The sequence below is a fragment of the Bradyrhizobium sp. Kon69 genome (assembly GCF_055807515.1).
In genome coordinates, this window is the sequence record NZ_JBVVOS010000002.1 from 189,028 (window position 1) to 204,856 (window position 15,829).

Annotated in this window: 19 protein-coding genes; 5 read left to right on the plus strand and 14 right to left on the minus strand. The window is 65.2% G+C overall.

Annotated elements, in window-relative coordinates:
• Positions 1 to 48: 48 nt before the first annotated feature.
• Positions 49 to 663 carry a CGNR zinc finger domain-containing protein gene (locus AC0L3U_RS03145; protein WP_473360646.1) on the plus strand — a complete coding sequence of 205 codons (615 nt, stop codon included), beginning with the start codon at positions 49 to 51 and terminating at the stop codon, positions 661 to 663.
• 127 nt (positions 664 to 790) lie between these two features.
• The gene (locus tag AC0L3U_RS03150; protein ID WP_473360647.1) at positions 791 to 1,723 is read left to right on the plus strand and encodes a LysM peptidoglycan-binding domain-containing protein; all 933 of its coding nucleotides are present in this window, start codon (positions 791 to 793) and stop codon (positions 1,721 to 1,723) included.
• A 342-nt stretch (positions 1,724 to 2,065) separates the two neighbouring features.
• Here AC0L3U_RS03150 and AC0L3U_RS03155 read toward each other — a convergent pair whose 3' ends face one another.
• The 4 genes from AC0L3U_RS03155 to AC0L3U_RS03170 all read right to left on the minus strand — a co-directional run bounded on the left by AC0L3U_RS03155 (position 2,066) and on the right by AC0L3U_RS03170 (position 4,527).
• Positions 2,066 to 2,305 (minus strand): hypothetical protein, encoded by a 240-nt coding sequence (locus AC0L3U_RS03155; protein WP_473360648.1) that lies wholly within the window; start codon positions 2,303 to 2,305, stop codon positions 2,066 to 2,068.
• 26 nt (positions 2,306 to 2,331) lie between these two features.
• A complete protein-coding gene (locus tag AC0L3U_RS03160) occupies positions 2,332 to 2,649 on the minus strand; it encodes a hypothetical protein (protein WP_473360649.1) in 318 nt (105 codons plus the stop codon).
• 116 nt (positions 2,650 to 2,765) lie between these two features.
• On the minus strand, positions 2,766 to 3,221 hold the full coding sequence (gene hspD, locus AC0L3U_RS03165; RefSeq protein WP_035994254.1) for a small heat shock protein HspD: 456 nt from the start codon (positions 3,219 to 3,221) through the stop codon (positions 2,766 to 2,768).
• A gap of 232 nt (positions 3,222 to 3,453) precedes the next feature.
• Positions 3,454 to 4,527, minus strand: coding sequence for a tartrate dehydrogenase (locus AC0L3U_RS03170; RefSeq protein WP_473360650.1), 1,074 nt, complete (start codon positions 4,525 to 4,527; stop codon positions 3,454 to 3,456).
• Between the two features lie 135 nt (positions 4,528 to 4,662).
• Here AC0L3U_RS03170 and AC0L3U_RS03175 point away from each other — a divergent pair, with 135 nt between their 5' ends.
• Entirely contained in the window at positions 4,663 to 5,580 is a 918-nt protein-coding gene (locus tag AC0L3U_RS03175; protein ID WP_473360651.1) for a LysR substrate-binding domain-containing protein, read from the plus strand.
• A 37-nt stretch (positions 5,581 to 5,617) separates the two neighbouring features.
• Positions 5,618 to 6,442, plus strand: a complete 825-nt coding sequence (locus AC0L3U_RS03180; protein WP_473360652.1) for an aspartate dehydrogenase — start codon at positions 5,618 to 5,620, stop codon at positions 6,440 to 6,442.
• Between the two features lie 4 nt (positions 6,443 to 6,446).
• Here AC0L3U_RS03180 and AC0L3U_RS03185 read toward each other — a convergent pair whose 3' ends face one another.
• The 9 genes from AC0L3U_RS03185 to AC0L3U_RS03225 all read right to left on the minus strand — a co-directional run bounded on the left by AC0L3U_RS03185 (position 6,447) and on the right by AC0L3U_RS03225 (position 14,867).
• The gene (locus AC0L3U_RS03185) at positions 6,447 to 7,751 is read right to left on the minus strand and encodes a PQQ-dependent sugar dehydrogenase (RefSeq protein WP_473360653.1); all 1,305 of its coding nucleotides are present in this window, start codon (positions 7,749 to 7,751) and stop codon (positions 6,447 to 6,449) included.
• Between the two features lie 142 nt (positions 7,752 to 7,893).
• Positions 7,894 to 8,103 carry a hypothetical protein gene (locus tag AC0L3U_RS03190; protein ID WP_007613466.1) on the minus strand — a complete coding sequence of 70 codons (210 nt, stop codon included), beginning with the start codon at positions 8,101 to 8,103 and terminating at the stop codon, positions 7,894 to 7,896.
• A 286-nt stretch (positions 8,104 to 8,389) separates the two neighbouring features.
• Complete coding sequence (locus AC0L3U_RS03195; RefSeq protein WP_007600907.1) at positions 8,390 to 9,016, minus strand: methyltransferase family protein; 627 nt, start codon at positions 9,014 to 9,016, stop codon at positions 8,390 to 8,392.
• Between the two features lie 30 nt (positions 9,017 to 9,046).
• Positions 9,047 to 10,078 (minus strand): NAD-dependent epimerase/dehydratase family protein, encoded by a 1,032-nt coding sequence (locus AC0L3U_RS03200; RefSeq protein WP_473360654.1) that lies wholly within the window; start codon positions 10,076 to 10,078, stop codon positions 9,047 to 9,049.
• Between the two features lie 29 nt (positions 10,079 to 10,107).
• A complete protein-coding gene (locus AC0L3U_RS03205) occupies positions 10,108 to 10,644 on the minus strand; it encodes an Mpo1 family 2-hydroxy fatty acid dioxygenase (protein WP_473360655.1) in 537 nt (178 codons plus the stop codon).
• 154 nt (positions 10,645 to 10,798) lie between these two features.
• Positions 10,799 to 11,470 (minus strand): OmpA family protein, encoded by a 672-nt coding sequence (locus tag AC0L3U_RS03210; protein WP_473360656.1) that lies wholly within the window; start codon positions 11,468 to 11,470, stop codon positions 10,799 to 10,801.
• On the minus strand, positions 11,470 to 11,886 hold the full coding sequence (locus AC0L3U_RS03215; protein ID WP_473360657.1) for a hypothetical protein: 417 nt from the start codon (positions 11,884 to 11,886) through the stop codon (positions 11,470 to 11,472). Before AC0L3U_RS03215 ends, AC0L3U_RS03210 begins: the two co-directional genes overlap by 1 nt.
• A gap of 88 nt (positions 11,887 to 11,974) precedes the next feature.
• Positions 11,975 to 12,265 carry a type II toxin-antitoxin system HicB family antitoxin gene (locus AC0L3U_RS03220; protein ID WP_473360658.1) on the minus strand — a complete coding sequence of 97 codons (291 nt, stop codon included), beginning with the start codon at positions 12,263 to 12,265 and terminating at the stop codon, positions 11,975 to 11,977.
• A 7-nt stretch (positions 12,266 to 12,272) separates the two neighbouring features.
• Positions 12,273 to 14,867: an ATP-dependent helicase gene (locus AC0L3U_RS03225; protein WP_473360659.1), complete on the minus strand. Its 2,595-nt coding sequence runs from the start codon at positions 14,865 to 14,867 to the stop codon at positions 12,273 to 12,275.
• A 241-nt stretch (positions 14,868 to 15,108) separates the two neighbouring features.
• On the opposite strand from AC0L3U_RS03225, the gene AC0L3U_RS03230 reads away from it, so the two are divergent.
• Positions 15,109 to 15,282 (plus strand): DUF1328 domain-containing protein, encoded by a 174-nt coding sequence (locus AC0L3U_RS03230; protein WP_007600914.1) that lies wholly within the window; start codon positions 15,109 to 15,111, stop codon positions 15,280 to 15,282.
• A 5-nt stretch (positions 15,283 to 15,287) separates the two neighbouring features.
• Here AC0L3U_RS03230 and AC0L3U_RS03235 read toward each other — a convergent pair whose 3' ends face one another.
• Positions 15,288 to 15,794 (minus strand): thioesterase family protein, encoded by a 507-nt coding sequence (locus tag AC0L3U_RS03235; RefSeq protein WP_473360660.1) that lies wholly within the window; start codon positions 15,792 to 15,794, stop codon positions 15,288 to 15,290.
• Positions 15,795 to 15,829: the final 35 nt, after the last annotated feature.

Consider the following 15,829-nt stretch of genomic DNA (forward strand, 5'->3'; position numbering starts at 1 on the left):
TAACTGGTTATCTATGTCCATGTTCTCCCGACCGGCCAAGGACCGCTCATGGACCGCCCGCCCGCGATGTTCATCGCCGACTCGCTCGGCCTCGACTTCCTCAACTCGGTGGCGACGCCGGTCGATACGCCCGTGGACTGGATCGACGACGGCGATGGCCTGATCGACTGGCTGGCGCAGGCAAAGCTGGTGCCGGCGGATGATCTGCGCGCGCTGAAGGCACGCGCCACGCCGGACGAGCTGGACAAGGTCGCGGATCAGGCGCGCACCTTGCGCGAATGGTTCAGGGGATTCGTGCGCAAGCATGCGGGCCGGCCGCTCGCGATAGATGCATTGCTCGAGCTCGGTCCGTTGAACAGCCTGCTGGAGCGCGACGAAGCGTTCAGCCGGATCGAGCCCGGGCATGACGATGGCGCTCTCGCATTGAGAATGAGGCGGCGCTGGCGCTCGCCGGAAGCGCTATTGCTGCCGGTTGGCGAAGCCATGGCGAAATTCGTCTGCGACGAGGACTTTTCCAACGTCAAGGCGTGCGAGGGGCACAACTGCACCATGCTGTTCGCCGACCACACGCGCAGGCGCGCGCGGCGATGGTGCATCATGGCGGTCTGCGGCAACCGCGCGAAACAAGCCGCGCACCGCAGCAGGCTCAAGAGCATGCAGTGATTGGGTGTCGAGATGCTGGAATGAGCGCGGATCGAGCCCGGTTCCGTGCCCCAAATTCCACCCAATCGACCGTCACTAAGCGCCTTTGGGGGAGGCTGCAGCCTCCCGGAGTGGGACTACTGGACTGATGATCGATTTGAGGCGACTCCTCGCGCTGGCAGCCGTTGCGCTGCTCGCCTTCAGCACCGGGACGGCCGTTGCCTCACCTGCCAAGACGAAGCCCGCCGCGGCCGCACCCGCGGCGCCGCCGCCCCCACCGTTCGAGCCGTTGCCGCCGCCGAAGATCTACCTGTTCCGTGGCGCCATGGGGCCGTTCTTCTCCACCGGCATGGACCGGCTCGAAGAGAAGCTGACGCAGGCCGGCTTTTCCGCCAACGTCTATGAATTCACCATCTGCCGATGGATCGGCGACCGTGCCATCGCCAGCTACAAGGAAACGCCGGCGCCGATCGTGCTGATCGGACATTCGATGGGCGGGCTTTGCTCGATCGTCATCTCCGAGATGGCGGCCAAGGAGAACGTCCCGATCAGCCTCGTCATCACCATCGATCCCGCGCATGCGACCGGCGACGTGCCGCTCAATGTCGAGCGCTTCATCAACATCTACCTCTCCGACAGCGTGCTTGGCGGCGGCAACGTGGTCGCGGTACCGGGTTATCGCGGTCACTATGCGAGCTATGACCTGAAGGAGAACGCGCGGGTCAGCCACATTAACATCGAGAAGTCCGACGACATCCACCGTCAGATCGTCGACATGGTCACGCAGTTGCCGCGCATTCCGCCCCAGACGCAGGTCGATGCCGTGCCGCTGCGCTATCTCGTGCCGGCGAATACGCTGGTCGAATTGTGGGACAGTGGCGTGCGGCTACCGGTGCGCCGGGGCGACACCATGGAGAGCATCGCGGCAGCCAATCGCGTGCCGCTGTGGTCGCTCGCGCAGAGCAACTCGCTGCCGGAGAACGCAACGCTCACCCCCGGCCAGTCCATCATCGTCCCGCGCCACCTGACGCCGCCGGACCCGACAGCCGCCATGGCGACCCCGCCGCCCGCACGGCGGTAAGCGGTCAGCAACGGAGATCGCCGGGATGGAGCTTGGCTGCGCCAGGCACCATCCCTCGCGGCCTCTGTCATTCACGCATCTTGTGCCGCGGCAGCCATCTTGATGCGGGTGTCTCCAGGGAGGAGCGCGCCGTGGCGGATGCCCGGCCCGCCGGGCGATAAGGCGCGGCGAGAAGCATCAGAAATAACGCCCTTTCAGCCGCATATTTGGCGGCGGGTCGGCCGTTTTCGCAGCCGTGCATGACCAAGCGTCCTTCCGTCGTGCAGACACGCCACCGCCATGTCCTTCGACCGCATTTCTTCAGGAACACCTCGAATGTCGGGAGCCGTTCGGGCATGTCGATTACCCGTGGCTGCTCGCCGTCAGGCGCGTGGCTGCGTTCCCCATCGCCCGGTTCGGAGCCTGAAAGGTGAGCGGAAAGGCAGAGACGGCGAGCTTCTCGATCGCCGAGCGCTCCTCGGACACACGTCTCTCGATGAACCGCCGTTCGAACTCGGTCAGCTCGGTCTTGAGCAACCGCTGATAGCGGCTGATGTTGCTGCGGTGGCCGCGCAACAAGGCCAGCTCTTCATCGACCCTCATCGCAATCCCCGTTGAGCTGTCGTTGCCTAGGCTGCGAGGCCGGTTCGCTCGACCGATCGCGTGCGGACCGGCTTGCCGCCCGGAGGCCCCTTCGGATGGTGGTCGAGGCTCGCGAGCGCTTCCAGAATTTCGTCGATCGTGACGGCTTTGCCCGAGCCGGGAAGCTCCCGCAATGCCGGACTCGAGGCGATACTGGCTGCATCCGAAGCCCAGGACGCAAGGATCGCGCGCTTCTCGCCGATCGACAGCGTTGGGTCGGCGATGACGTCGCGGGGATGATCATAGACAGAGCCAGGGTGCAATATCGCGTTCAGATCGATGACGTTGTCGACATGATCGAGCATGAGAGGTCCTCCTCCTTTCTCTAAACCTCTGACTTGCATTCGGGTACGCGGTCGAAGGCCATGGCCGATCCCGCCCGACGATCGGGCGGGATCACCGGGTCTCCGACGGACCGAATTCAGGCGGCTTTGCCTTCGAGTTGATGCACGTTGCCGGACGGCGCGGCATTGATCGCAATTCGCCGCGGCTTCATGGCTTCAGGGATTTCCCGGACCAGTTCGATCTTGAGCAGGCCGTTCTCGAACGAGGCGCTGTGCACCTGAACATAATCGGCCAGGTTAAACTGCCGCTTGAACGGCCGCGCGGAAATGCCCCGGTAGAGATATTCGCGTTCGGTTCTGTCCGGCTTGTTTCCCTCGACGGTCACCGCGTTCTGCTCGGCCGTCACCGCGACCTCGTTGGGTGCAAAGCCCGCAATCGCAAGCGAAATCTGGTAGCGATCCTCGCCGATGCGTTCGATGTTGTAGGGGGGATAGTTGTCCTCGCCGGCACGCTGTGCCGTTTCAACGAGGTCGAAAAGGCGGTCGAAGCCAACGGTCGAACGCCACAAGGGAGAAAAGTCGTAAGTGCGCATAGCCAGATCCTCCAAGGAGCAAAATGGATACGAACGACACCGGACACGACCGGTGCCCGTCTCAGTTTCCCGACCCTATGGGCGTCGGGAACGCCACCTCTCGGCGGCAGCGGAAAAATAAAAAAAGCCCGTTTTGGTTTCAAGAGGGGGTCCAAAACTTTTTGGAATCCCTGGCGGCTCCCGCTCCTACCCTCTCCCCGCAAGAACGGGGGAGGGAGAGACGTAGTTCGGACTACACGTTCGATCCCTGGATCGCCTCGATCACGGCATCCGTCACGTCCTTCGTCGTCGCCTTGCCACCGACATCGGGCGTCAGCACGCCGGCTGCGCATACTTTCTCCACCGCCGCCATCAACCGCACCGCCGCGTCCTTCTCGCCGAGATGCTCCAGCATCTGTGCGCCGGTCCAGAACGTCGCGACCGGGTTGGCAATGCCCTTGCCGGTGATGTCGAACGCCGAGCCGTGGATCGGCTCGAACATCGAGGGGAAGCGGCGCTGCGGATCGATATTGGCGGTCGGCGCCACGCCGAGGCTTCCGGCCAGCGCGCCTGCTAGGTCGGAGAGGATGTCGGCGTGCAAATTGGTCGCGACGATGGTGTCGAGGCTCTTCGGATGCAGCGTCATGCGCACCGTCATGGCGTCGACCAGCATCTTGTCCCAGGTCACATCAGGGAATTCGGCCGCGACTTCGGCGGCGATCTCATCCCACATCACCATGCCATGGCGCTGCGCGTTCGACTTGGTCACCACGGTCAGGAACTTGCGCGGGCGCGACCGCGCGAGCTCGAACGCATAGCGCATGATCCGTGTCACGCCGACGCGGGTGAACACCGCGACCTCGGTGCCGACCTCTTCCGGGAGACCCCTGTGGGCGCGGCCGCCCATGCCGGCATACTCGCCCTCCGAATTCTCGCGCACGATCACCCAGTCGAGGTCGCCGACGCCGACATTGCGCAGCGGCGAGGCGACGCCCGGCAAGATCTTGGTCGGCCGCACATTGGCGTATTGGTCAAAGCCCTGGCAGATCGGCAGCCGCAGGCCCCACAGCGTGATGTGGTCGGGCACGTCGGGCGCACCGACCGCGCCGAAATAGATCGCGTCGAACTTCTTGAGCTCCGCGAGGCCATCGGCCGGCATCATGACGCCGTGCTTCTTGTAATAGTCCGAACCCCAGTCGAACGTCTCGATGTTGAAGGCGAGGTCGCCGCTGCGTTTGGCCAGCGCCTCCAGCACGCGGACGCCGGCGGAGATGACCTCGGGGCCGATCCCGTCGGCGGGGATCGCTGCAATCGAATGGGTACGCATGAGGATGCTCCGTTTCAGATGTCGGTGGGATTGCGTGACGCGAGCGAACCTAGGCGGGGAGGGGCAGGGACTCAATCGACACTGGTTTATACAAAAAAATGATATAATCCCGTCACAGGATCAGAGGACCGGTGAATGGAATTGCATCAGTTGCGATGCTTCGTGGCGGCGGCCGAGCAGTTGCATTTCGGCCGCGCGGCGCAGCATCTCCAGATGCTGCCCTCCGCACTCGGCCGCCAGATCAAGCTGCTGGAGCAGGATCTGGACACGCGGCTGTTCGCGCGGACGACGCGTGCGGTGTCGCTGACGGAAGATGGCGCGACGCTGCTGCGCGATGCCCGTGCCATTCTCGCCCGCGTCGAGGCAGTCGAGAGCAATCTGCGCAATCGCTCGCGCGCGGGGGCTGCTCGAAAACTCCGGGTCGGCGCCATCGACAGTGCCGCGGCGGGGCTGTTGCCGGCATTGCTCCGCGACTTCCGCGCAAAGCACCCGGAGGTCGGGGTGCAGCTTCTGGAGGAGAAGACCGTCCGGCTGCTGCCGAAGATCCTGACCGGCGCGCTCGATCTCGCCTTCGTGCGTCCGCCGGCTCAGCGGGACAAGCGGCTCGAATTCCGCGATCTGCTGCAGGAGACAGCTATCGTTACCTTCCCGCAGCGCCACGCGCTGGCCAAACGCAAGTCGATCACGCTGGCGGAGATCGCCGAGGAGGCGATGCTGGTGCCGGACCGCCGCTCGCGGCCGCACAGCCACGACCTCACGATAAGACTGTTCGAGCAGGCAGGCCTCACGCCACGCATCGTGCAGGTCGCGGACGAGAAGCAGACCATCATCAATCTCGTCGCAACCCGGCTCGGGGTGGCGATCGTGCCGCGCTGGAGCACGCGGATGGCGGTATCAGGCGTGCGCTTCGTGCCGCTGCGGCCAAAGCAGATCGGACCCGTCGGCCGGCTGCCGCTCGCTGCCGCATGGCTGCGCGGCTCGCGTGATCCGGCCCGCGACGCGATGCTGTCCGTGCTCGAGACGCGTCTGCGCAGCTATGCGCGGGACGCCTGAGGCGCTATGACATCGGCTTGGCGAGAGGGATGATGCGATGACGGAACGGAGAGCTTCGAACCAATTGCGGGTTGCCATCGCGGGGCTCGGCTCGATCGGCACCAAGATCGCGACCGCGCTCGATCAGGGCATCGAGGGATTGACGCTTTCTGCCGTGGCGGCGCGCGACCCCGCAAAGCATCAGACGTTCCTCTCCGGCCTGCGTCGTCCGCCATCCGTATTGCCGCTCGACCAGCTTGGCGACGCCGCCGACATCGTCGTCGAATGCGCGCCGAGCAGCCAACTGCGCGCGATCGTCGAGCCCGCAGTGAAACGCGGTAAGGCCGCGGTCGTGGTCAGCGTCGGTGGGCTGCTCGACAATTTCGATCTTGTCGATCTCGCCCGCGCCAATGGCGGCCGCATCCTGGTGCCGACCGGCGCGCTGATCGGGCTCGACGCCGTCAACGCCGCTGCGATCGGCACCATTCATTCGGTGAGGATGGTGACGCGCAAGCCGATCGACGGCTTGAAGGGCGCGCCGTTCATCGTCCAGAACAACATCGATATCGACCATCTGCGCGAGCCGCTGAAGCTGTTCGAGGGCACCGCGCGCGAGGCCGCAAAAGGCTTTCCGGCCAATCTCAACGTCGCGGTCGCGCTGTCGCTCGCGGGCGTTGGGCCGGATCGCACCCAGGTGCAGATCTGGGCCGACCCCACCGTGACGCGCAATGTTCATCGCATCGAGGTCGAGGCGGATTCCGCGCGCTTCTCGATGTCTATCGAGAATATCCCGTCCGAGAATCCCAAGACCGGGTTGATCACGGCGCTCTCCGTGATCGCGCTGCTTCGCAAGCAGCGCGCCACGCTCAGTGTTGGAACATAAACCTTCAAGCGCCGGTGACACGCCAGATCACGTTGCCGACGTCGTCGGCCATCAGCAGCGACTTTTTGTCGGGACCGATCGCGACGCCGACCGGGCGGCCGTAGGATTCTTTCTCGTCGGGCGCGAGGAAGCCGGACAGGATGTCGCGTGCGGGACCCGAAGGGTTGCCGTTCTCGAACGGGATGAACACCAACTTGTAGCCTGACAGCGTGCTGCGATTCCACGAACCGTGCTGGCCGATCGCCATGCCGTCCGGGAAGCCGGGCAGTGTGCCCGCCGGCATCCAGCACAGGCCGAGCGAAGCGGTGTGGCCGCCGAGCGCGTAGTCGGGCGTGAGCGCCTTGGCGACCATCGCCGGATCCTGCGGCACGCGATCGTCCACCGTCTTGCCCCAGTAGCAATAGGGCCAGCCGTAGAAGCCGCCGTCGCGCACCGAGGTCAGATAATCCGGCGGCGTTTCGTCGCCGAGGCCGTCGCGCTCGTTGACGACGGTCCAGAGCACGCCGGTCGTTGGCTCCCAGGCGAGACCAACCGGGTTGCGCAGGCCGGCGCCGAAGATGCGGTGCGTGCCGGCGACGAGGTCGAGCTCGTAGACCGCGGCGCGGCCTTCCTCGACCTCCATGCCCATCTCGGCGATGTTGCTGAGCGAGCCGACGCCGGCATAGAGTTTTTTGCCGTCGGGGCTCGCCAGCAGGCTGCGGGTCCAGTGGCCGCTTGGCTTGAAAGTGGTGAGGCGCTTGCCCGGCGCGGTGATGCGATCGGCATTCGCCACGTACGGGAAGGCCATCACGCCGTCGGTGTTGCCGACATAGAAGGTGTCGCCGACCAGCGCCATGCCGAACGGCTGGCTGAGATTTTCCATGAACGCGCCGCGATACTCCGCGACGCCATCGCCGTCCTTGTCGCGCAACAGCGTGATGCGGTTGGCGCTGACGCCGAGCGCGGCGGCGCGCCGCATCGTCGCCTGCATCGCGTAGTGAAACACCGACCGCGGCGCCCCCGCGATCTGCGTCGCCTCCGCGATCAGCACGTCGCCATTGGGCAGCACCTCGATCCAGCGCGGATGGTCGAGACCGGTCGCGAACGCATTGACCTTGAGCCCGGGCGCGACCGTCGGCTTCTGTCCCTCGCTCCAGCCCCGCGCCGTCGGCATCTTCAGTGTCGGGATGGCGCCTTGCGGCTTTGCTTCGGGAATCGCGGGCGACTGGCCCCAGGCCGGCGCAGGCACGGTGCCCGACAGCTTTCGCCATTGCAGCGCGATGCCACCGAGAAGCGCAACGAACTGCGCAAAGATGCTGGAAAAAGTCATGAGAGGCCCCTGTTTGCGCGCGCATCCAACGGGCTGGCGGGGCAGACGTCAACCTGTGCGACGGGGCACGGGGCTCTATTCCCGTGGAATGGCAGCCGTTCGAATTTGCATGGGACGAATGCCGACAGGCTGGGCCCGGAGATCAGCGGCCGATCTGCCGCTCCGCCCGGCGCGCCGCGCGAAAATCATCCAGATGATGGATGTTCGGCGCGAGCGCGGCCTCCCTGGACAGGAGATGATAGACGCGCGCCACCGTGCGCTGCTTCTGCTTCGGCCGCCCGGGCGGCAGCGCCCGCGCCTTGCGGACGGCGGCGATCGCATGCTCGCGAAAATAATCGTAGGCGTCGGACATGGCTCGATGCGCTGCGCTCAATGCAGGTGTCGAGGGGCTAACGGGCGCAGGCAGCAGGGGTTCCTGCCAGCCAGGAGCCGATGTGTTGCGCACACAGCTTCCTCAACGTCGTCCTGGCGAAGGCCAGGACCCATAGCGCGGAATCCATCGATTTCGTGCGGCCTCAGTTCCGGGCAATCCCCGCCAAACCGCTCCCTGGGGTAATGGGTCCTGGCTTTCGCCAGGACGACTCCGGAGGTGCAGCCGCGCTACGCTTGCGATGACAGCGTTGAAGCGTCCCCCGCTCTCACCGCGGCGACAGGAACGGGATGATCATCGGCACGCGGCGGCAATAGGCGCCGTAGGCGTCTTCGCCGAGCTCCTTGGACAGGAACACCTCTTCCATCCGGCCCTTCTGCCACATGCCGAGCGAGATCAGGATGGCGCCGAGCATCGCGGTTACCGTGCCGACCGCGATGCCGGTCACCAGCATGCCGAGGATCAGGCCGGTGTAGATCGGATGGCGCACGATGCCGTACGGGCCGGTGTCGATGACGCGGTGGTCTTGCTTGTGGGTGATGGTGTTGGACCAGAACTGTCCGAGATGCAGCCGTCCCCACCAGGTGAAGGAGATGCCGGCCAGCACGATCAGCGCCACGACGTAGACGGCGGTATTGCTGAAAACCCAGAGCGGCTTCTCGCCGAGCACTTCCGCGGTCCAGGGCGTGAACAGGATGCCGCCGACCAGGATCGGAATGCGATAGCGGCCGGACTCCAGCGTCATCACCTGCTTCTGGGTACGGCCTTGCCAGAACGAGGCGCCGACCCAGCTTGCGAGCCAGGCGAGCCAGATCAGGGCGAGCAGTTGCGTCGGCCACGTCGTGGTCCAACCACCCCAGGCGACAGAGAGAAGCTTGCTGAAATCGAAGGACATGCGGAAAGGTTCTTTGGGTTGGGCGGCAGCTCAGCTGGCGCGCGAGGAGAGCGCGTGATGCTCGATGGCGCCGGAGGCAAGCGCGCCGCCGCGGGCGAGAAGAAGGGTGATGGTTTCGCGCAGGACCGGCTCGATCGGGCGCGGCGCGTAGCCGAGCTCGGTGCGCGCCTTGCCGATCGAGAGGTCGCTCGCGGCGAGCGCGATGCGCACGCCCTCGGCGGTGCCGTTGGGCGGCCTACGCGTGATGCGGTCGGAGAGATATTCGAGCATGATGCCCGAGAGCTCGGCCATCTTGCCGGGAACGACGACCGGGAATTGCCGGCGGCCGCTCATCGCTGACATCATCCGCAGAATCTGGCCGAGCCTGACGCAGTCGCCGCCGAGGATGTAGCGCTGGCCGTTTCGCCCGCGTTCCATGGCCAGCACGAGGCCCATGGCAACGTCGCGGACGTCGACGAGATTGACCGGGAAGTCGAGATGCGGCTGCACTTTCTTCTGCAGGAAGTACCACAGCATCGCGGTCGGCGGCGTCAGATTATGATCGGCGGCACCGATCGGCATCGTCGGCGTGCCGATCACGAGGGGGAAGCCCGCGGCTGCGGCCTTCGCGGCGCAATGCTCGGCCAGCGATTTCGACCGCGTGTAGGCGCCCGGCATCGCCTCGGCCGGCTGCAGCGCCTCTTCGGCGGGAACACCGTTGAGGTCGGAATAAGGGAACAGGATCGATTCCGTCGAGCAGTGCAGGAAGCGCGAGACCCCGCGCTTCATCGCGGCCGCGAGCACGATCTCGGTGCCGCGGCAATTAACGTCGTGAAAGGCCTGCTTGTCGGCGACCCACATGCCGGGCAGGCCCGCGAGGTGATAGACCTGATCGACCCCAGCAATCGCGGCATCGACCGCGGCGCCGTCGAGCACCGAGCCTTGGGCATATTCAACGTCGGCATACGGCGCGGCAGGCGCACGGACGTCGAGAACACGCACCCGCTGCCCACGGGCGCGGAGCGCTTCTACAAGATGATGTCCGATGAAGCCGCTGCCACCGGTAACCAGTACGAGAGCCATGCAGTAGGTTTGCTGTTTCGCGTCTAGAACTATCGGGTTGAAAGGGAATTGGTCGGAGCAGGCGCCAGAATCGCGGCAAGGTCGCGACGGAAGCCCAATGCAATGAATAATTTTGCCATGACAAACATCGGTCCAAGCAGAAAATGCGTGGGGTGGTCGACCATCGACGGCTGCCGCTCCTCGAAAACCTTGTGACCGACGATTTGCGACACGACGCCGAGCCCGATCAGCACCACAAAAATCGACCACATCATGACCATCGAGACTTGATTGCCGATCGCGGTTGCGACCGAAAGCAGCACGATCATCGCGGCGAGGATGCCGAGCCCGATCCCGGCGTCCAGCATCAGCCAGTAGGCCAGCACCGGCAGGGCAAGAACCATGGCCAGGCTGACCTCGATCCCGAACAGCGGGAAATGCACCAGCGTCAGCGGCAGCACTGCGCCGGTGAAGAGCAGGAGGATGCCGACCACGTGCATCGCGCAGTTCCAGGGATCGCGATGGTATTCGACGTAGTCGGCCAGCTGACGTTGAAAATAACTGGCCATCTCGGTCTCGTGTAGCATGGGGTCGGGCAGGGCGAAAAAAGCCTATAGCACCTGATAGGGCGGTGCACAAACCGGCGCGATTGTCGCGCGAAACCGCGCTGTTGCGCTGTGAGACAGGTCACAAAATGATCAAGACTTCAAAGGGTTCCGTCAGCCGCCGTGGCGCGTCCGCTCAGCGTTTCTTGGCGGGCTTTTTCGCCGCAGGCGCAGGTGTCGCAGCCGGATGCGCAGGCGCTTCCTCCGGTACCTTGGCGTAGGTCAGGATTTGCAACTGGGCGTTGGCGGCGGAGGTCGGCTTGGCCCGGTCGAGAAACTGCTCCTCGCCGAGGCCGATCGGATGCAGCCGCTTGGTCGAGATCTTGAACGTGTTCACCAGCACGTCGCGAATCGCGTCCGCCCGGCGCTGGCTCAGGATGGCGTTAGCCTCGCGCGTCTTCGCGTTGGATTCGACATGGCCGACGATCAGGAACGTGTAGGGCAGCAGCGAGGCATGGACCAGCGCGTCGGCGAGGCGCCCGACAGTCTGGTAGGACGCCGGCTGGATGATCGGCGTGTCGGCGTCGAACTGGATCTGCGCGGTGAAGGTCGGCAAATTGACCAGATCAGGCGCGATCAACGGCCGGTTCACCGGACCCGGATCGTTCTTGATCCTGGCCTTGGCCCGCTCCATCACCTGCAGCTTCAGCGCGGGGAGATCGATCTCGGCGGGCTGTTCGAAATGGTTGAGCTTGCCGACGATGTCGTCGCGGGTCGGCGGCGCCGTCTGCGCTTCCGCTGTGCCCGCGAGCAAAGCGAGGCCGAGCGCGATGCATATTCCGGCGGTGGTAAGCCTGGTCGCTGGCATCACCGATACCCCGCCTCGTCGACGGCCTTCAGGCAATTGTTGCTGATGCCCTTGGGCGTCGAGACCAGGCAGGGGACCGCCTTGCTGGTCTCCTTGGTCGAGCCGCCGCAGACCTTGACGATCTCGCGCTGGCAGACGTTCGCCACGGTGACACGGGCTGCGACGCGCTTCTGGATGGCGTCGAAGGCGCCGAGATAGTCGCTCTGGCACTGTTGGGAGAGCACGTCGCGGTTGCGCGACAGGCACTCCTTCAGGCGGGTCGAATCCGGGTTGACGCCGCGGCAATTGGCGACGATTTCCGCACCGCAGCTTTTCGCCAGCAGCCCGATCGCATCGCCAAAGCTCATGGTCTCCGCCGCCGCAAGCGACGGCATACCCAATGCCAGCAAGATCAGTGTGATGGAGCCCCGGACCATGGCCGCATCTGATACGGGGAAGTTCGCGGTGGTCAAGGGCTGTTCGGACCTGAACTGTCGAGAGTCCGACCAGTGCGGCGAACAGTCCTCACTCCGTGGCCTCAGTGAGGGGCGGCCATTCGATCAGGGCGACCGTGTGTTTCCCGAGCTCGTCGGCCAAATCAGGGTCGGCCTTGAGCTCGTCCAATGTCCGCGGCGGGGGAAGCTGGCGGCCGTCCGCGATCAGTTCCTGTGCATAGAACGCGAGTGCCTCGGGCGCATTCTCCAGGGCCTCATCGACGTCGTCGCCGCCGGAAATGCAGCCGGGCAGGTCGGGAAACCACACGCCGACGGCTTCGTCCGGGCCGGCGTCCTCGATGATGGCGATGTAGTGCGGCATGCAGGCCTCACGCCCGCTGCACAAAACTGTCCACGACCTTCTTCTCCCCCGCCTTGTCGAAGGCGATGGTGAGCTTGTTGCCGTCGATCTTGGTGACGCGGCCGTAGCCGAATTTCTGGTGGAAGACGCGGTCGGAGAGCGAGAATTCCGACGTCGTGCCGGTGGATTTGGCCACCAGCTCGCCCTCGATCGTCAGGGGCCCGCGGCGGCGCGAGGAGAAGCTGCCGAAATCGGGCGAGGACGACTGGGACGAAAACGACGAGGCCTGTTCCTCGAAGCTGCCGCGGCCGCCATTGCCGCCCCCGCCGCCGCCACGATTGCGATTGGCCTGGGCGCGCTGCCAGCCGGGGGTCGAATAGGTGGAGCCGAACGCTTCCATGTCGTCGAAGCGGGAGGCGCCGTAGCCGCCGGTGCCGCCCCAGGCGGAGCCGCCCTTGGATTCCGTGATCTCGACATTGGCCGCCGGCAATTCGTCGAGGAAGCGCGACGGGATCGTGGTCGACCAGGTGCCATGGATCCGGCGGTTGGTGGCAAAATAGATTTTGGCGCGGCGGCGAGCCCGGGTCAGGCCGACATGACCGAGCCGGCGCTCTTCCTCGAGGCCGGCGCGGCCCTGTTCGTCGAGCGTCCGCTGGCTCGGAAACAGGCCTTCCTCCCAGCCGGGCAGGAACACGTTGTCGAATTCCAGCCCCTTGGCCGAATGCAACGTCATCAGCGAAACCGCGTCCTCATCGGCGCCGCTGTCGCGGTCCATCACCAGCGAGATGTGCTCGAGGAAGCCTTGCAGGTTCTCGAACTCTTCCATCGAGCGCACCAGCTCCTTGAGGTTCTCGAGCCGGCCCGCGGCGTCCGCCGAACGGTCCTTCTGCCACATCTCGGTGTAGCCGCTCTCGTCGAGCACGATCTCGGCGAGCTCCGTGTGCGACGTGACCTCGCGCTGGGCGCGCCAGCGGTCGAACTGGGCGACGACGTCGCGCAAGGAGCCGCGCGCCTTCGGCTTCAGCTCGTCGGTGTCGACCACCGCGCGCGCCGCCTCGAACAGCGGAATGCGGCGCTTGCGGGCGTGATCGTGCAGCATCTGCACGGTGGCGTCGCCAAGCCCGCGCTTGGGCGTGTTGACGATGCGCTCGAAGGCGAGATCGTCGGCCGGCGAATTGATGACGCGCAGATAGGCCAGCGCGTCGCGGATTTCGGCGCGCTCGTAGAAGCGCGGGCCGCCGATGACGCGATAGGGCAGGCCGAGCGTGACGAAGCGATCCTCGAACTCGCGCATCTGGTAGGACGCGCGCACCAGGATCGCGATCTCGTTGAGCTTGTCGCCCTGGCGCTGGATCTGCTCGATCTCCTCGCCGATGCCGCGGGCTTCCTCTTCCGAATCCCACGAGCCTGTGACCGTGACCTTCTCGCCGTCATGGTCCTCGGTGCGCAGCGTCTTGCCGAGCCGGCCTTCGTTGTGGGCGATCAAATGCGAGGCGGCGGCGAGGATGTGGCCGGTCGAGCGGTAGTTGCGCTCGAGCCGGATGACCTTGGCGCCGGGGAAATCATGGTCGAAGCGCAGGATGTTGTCGACCTCCGCGCCGCGCCAGCCATAGATCGACTGGTCGTCGTCGCCGACGCAGCAGATATTTTTGACGGGGGTCTTCTGCTCCTTCTCCCCGCTTGCGGGGAGAAGGTCGGGATGAGGGGGAGTCTCCACGGGCGCGGTGCTTGGAGAGTCCCCCTCACCCGCATCGCTTTGCGATGCGACCTCTCCCCGCACGCGGGGAGAGGTGAAAGAGGAGGGCGCCTGCGAGAGCAGCCGCAGCCACAGATATTGCGCAACGTTGGTGTCTTGATACTCGTCGACCAGGATGAATTTGAAGCGCTGCTGGTACTGCCGCAGGATATCCGGGTGCTCGCGGAAGATGCGGATGTCCTCGAGCAGCAGATCGCCGAAATCGGCGGCGTTCAAAATCTTCAGCCGCTCCTGGTAGCTCGCATAGAGCTTGCCGCCCTTGCCGTTGGCGAACACGGCGGCTTCGCCCGACGGCACCTGCGATGGCGTCAGGCCGCGGTTCTTCCAGCCGTCGATCAGGCCGGCCAGCATGCGCGCGGGCCAGCGCTTGTCGTCGATGTTGTCGGCTTGCAGCAGCTGCTTCAACAGCCGCACCTGATCGTCGACGTCGAGCACGGTGAAGTTCGACTTGAGCTGCGCCAGCTCGGCGTGGGTGCGCAGGATTCGCCCGCCGATGGAGTGGAAGGTGCCGAGCCACGGCATGCCTTCGACGGCATGGCCGAGCATCTGACCGAGCCGGTGCTTCATCTCGCGCGCGGCCTTGTTGGTGAAGGTCACCGACAGGATCTCGGAGGGGCGGGCGCGGCCCTGGCTCAGGATATGGGCGATGCGCGTGGTCAGCACGCGGGTCTTGCCGGTGCCGGCGCCGGCCAGCACCAGAACCGGGCCGTCCAGCGTCTCCACAGCCTCGCGCTGCTCCGGATTGAGCCCGGACAAATATTGCGGGCCCACCGAGGCCCGTGCACGCGCGGCGATGCCGCCGGCTGCGGGCTGGTGGTCGGGGACGCTCTGGGACGTGATCTTGCTCGGCTCGGTCATGCGAATCATTTGCCCCACGTTGGCACCGCGGGGTGGTGAAAGGGGAGCCTTCTTAACAGGGATTGGTCCCTATATGGGGCCGTGGACGGGGGTTTTCCACGTGCGCGGAAAGCCAATTTGTTCCTGCGGGTCAGGCGAATTTCCGGCCCCAGCGGCCCGGAACCATTGTTCCGAGTCAGCGATTGGTTCTGCAAGTGAGGCGCGTCAGCCGCGCCGATCGCAGACAGACATCGAAACAGAGGTTCGGATCATGCTTAGCTGGGTTGTGACGTTTCTGGTTATCGCCTTGATCGCCGGGATCCTGGGCTTTGGCGGCCTCGCCGGCGCATCGATCGAAATCGCCAAGATCATCTTCTTCATCGCGGTCGTGCTGTTCCTGGTCTCGGCCGTCGTTGGTCTGGCCCGCGGCCGTAACAGGGTCTAGCGCGCTTACCGCTTCGAGGGCATCGCCACGTTCCGGCCGATGCCCTCGGGCCGTGGCACCGCGCTGTGGGTCTTGACCACCGCTCCAATGCGCTCACGGATGTCTGCTGGAAAAGCCGCCACCTTTCGTGAGCCCATGTCGATGTGCAGCGACATGTTTTCGGAGGTCGCTGACAGCCAGCCTTCGGTCGCGTGCCGCAGCTCCTGGAAGGTGTGCAGCCGCTTGTCGTCGGCTTCCAGCAGCCAGACCGAGACCTGCACGGGATCGCCGAGGTGGATTTCGCGCAAGTAGCGCACGTGACATTCGGCGGTGAAGGTCGAGCCGCCGCGCTCCTTCATGTAGCCCGGCCCGATCCCGAGCGTCAGCCACATCTGATCTATCGCGCGGTCGAACATCACGTTGTAATAGGCCATGTTGAGGTGGCCGTTGTAGTCGATCCATTGCGGCTCGATCTGCATGATCGAGGCGCGGAACGGTGCGCCCTCGATCGTTGTGGCAGCAGTCTCCGGCATGTGTCCTTCCCCAGCTATGCGTCCGGTCGCTTGAC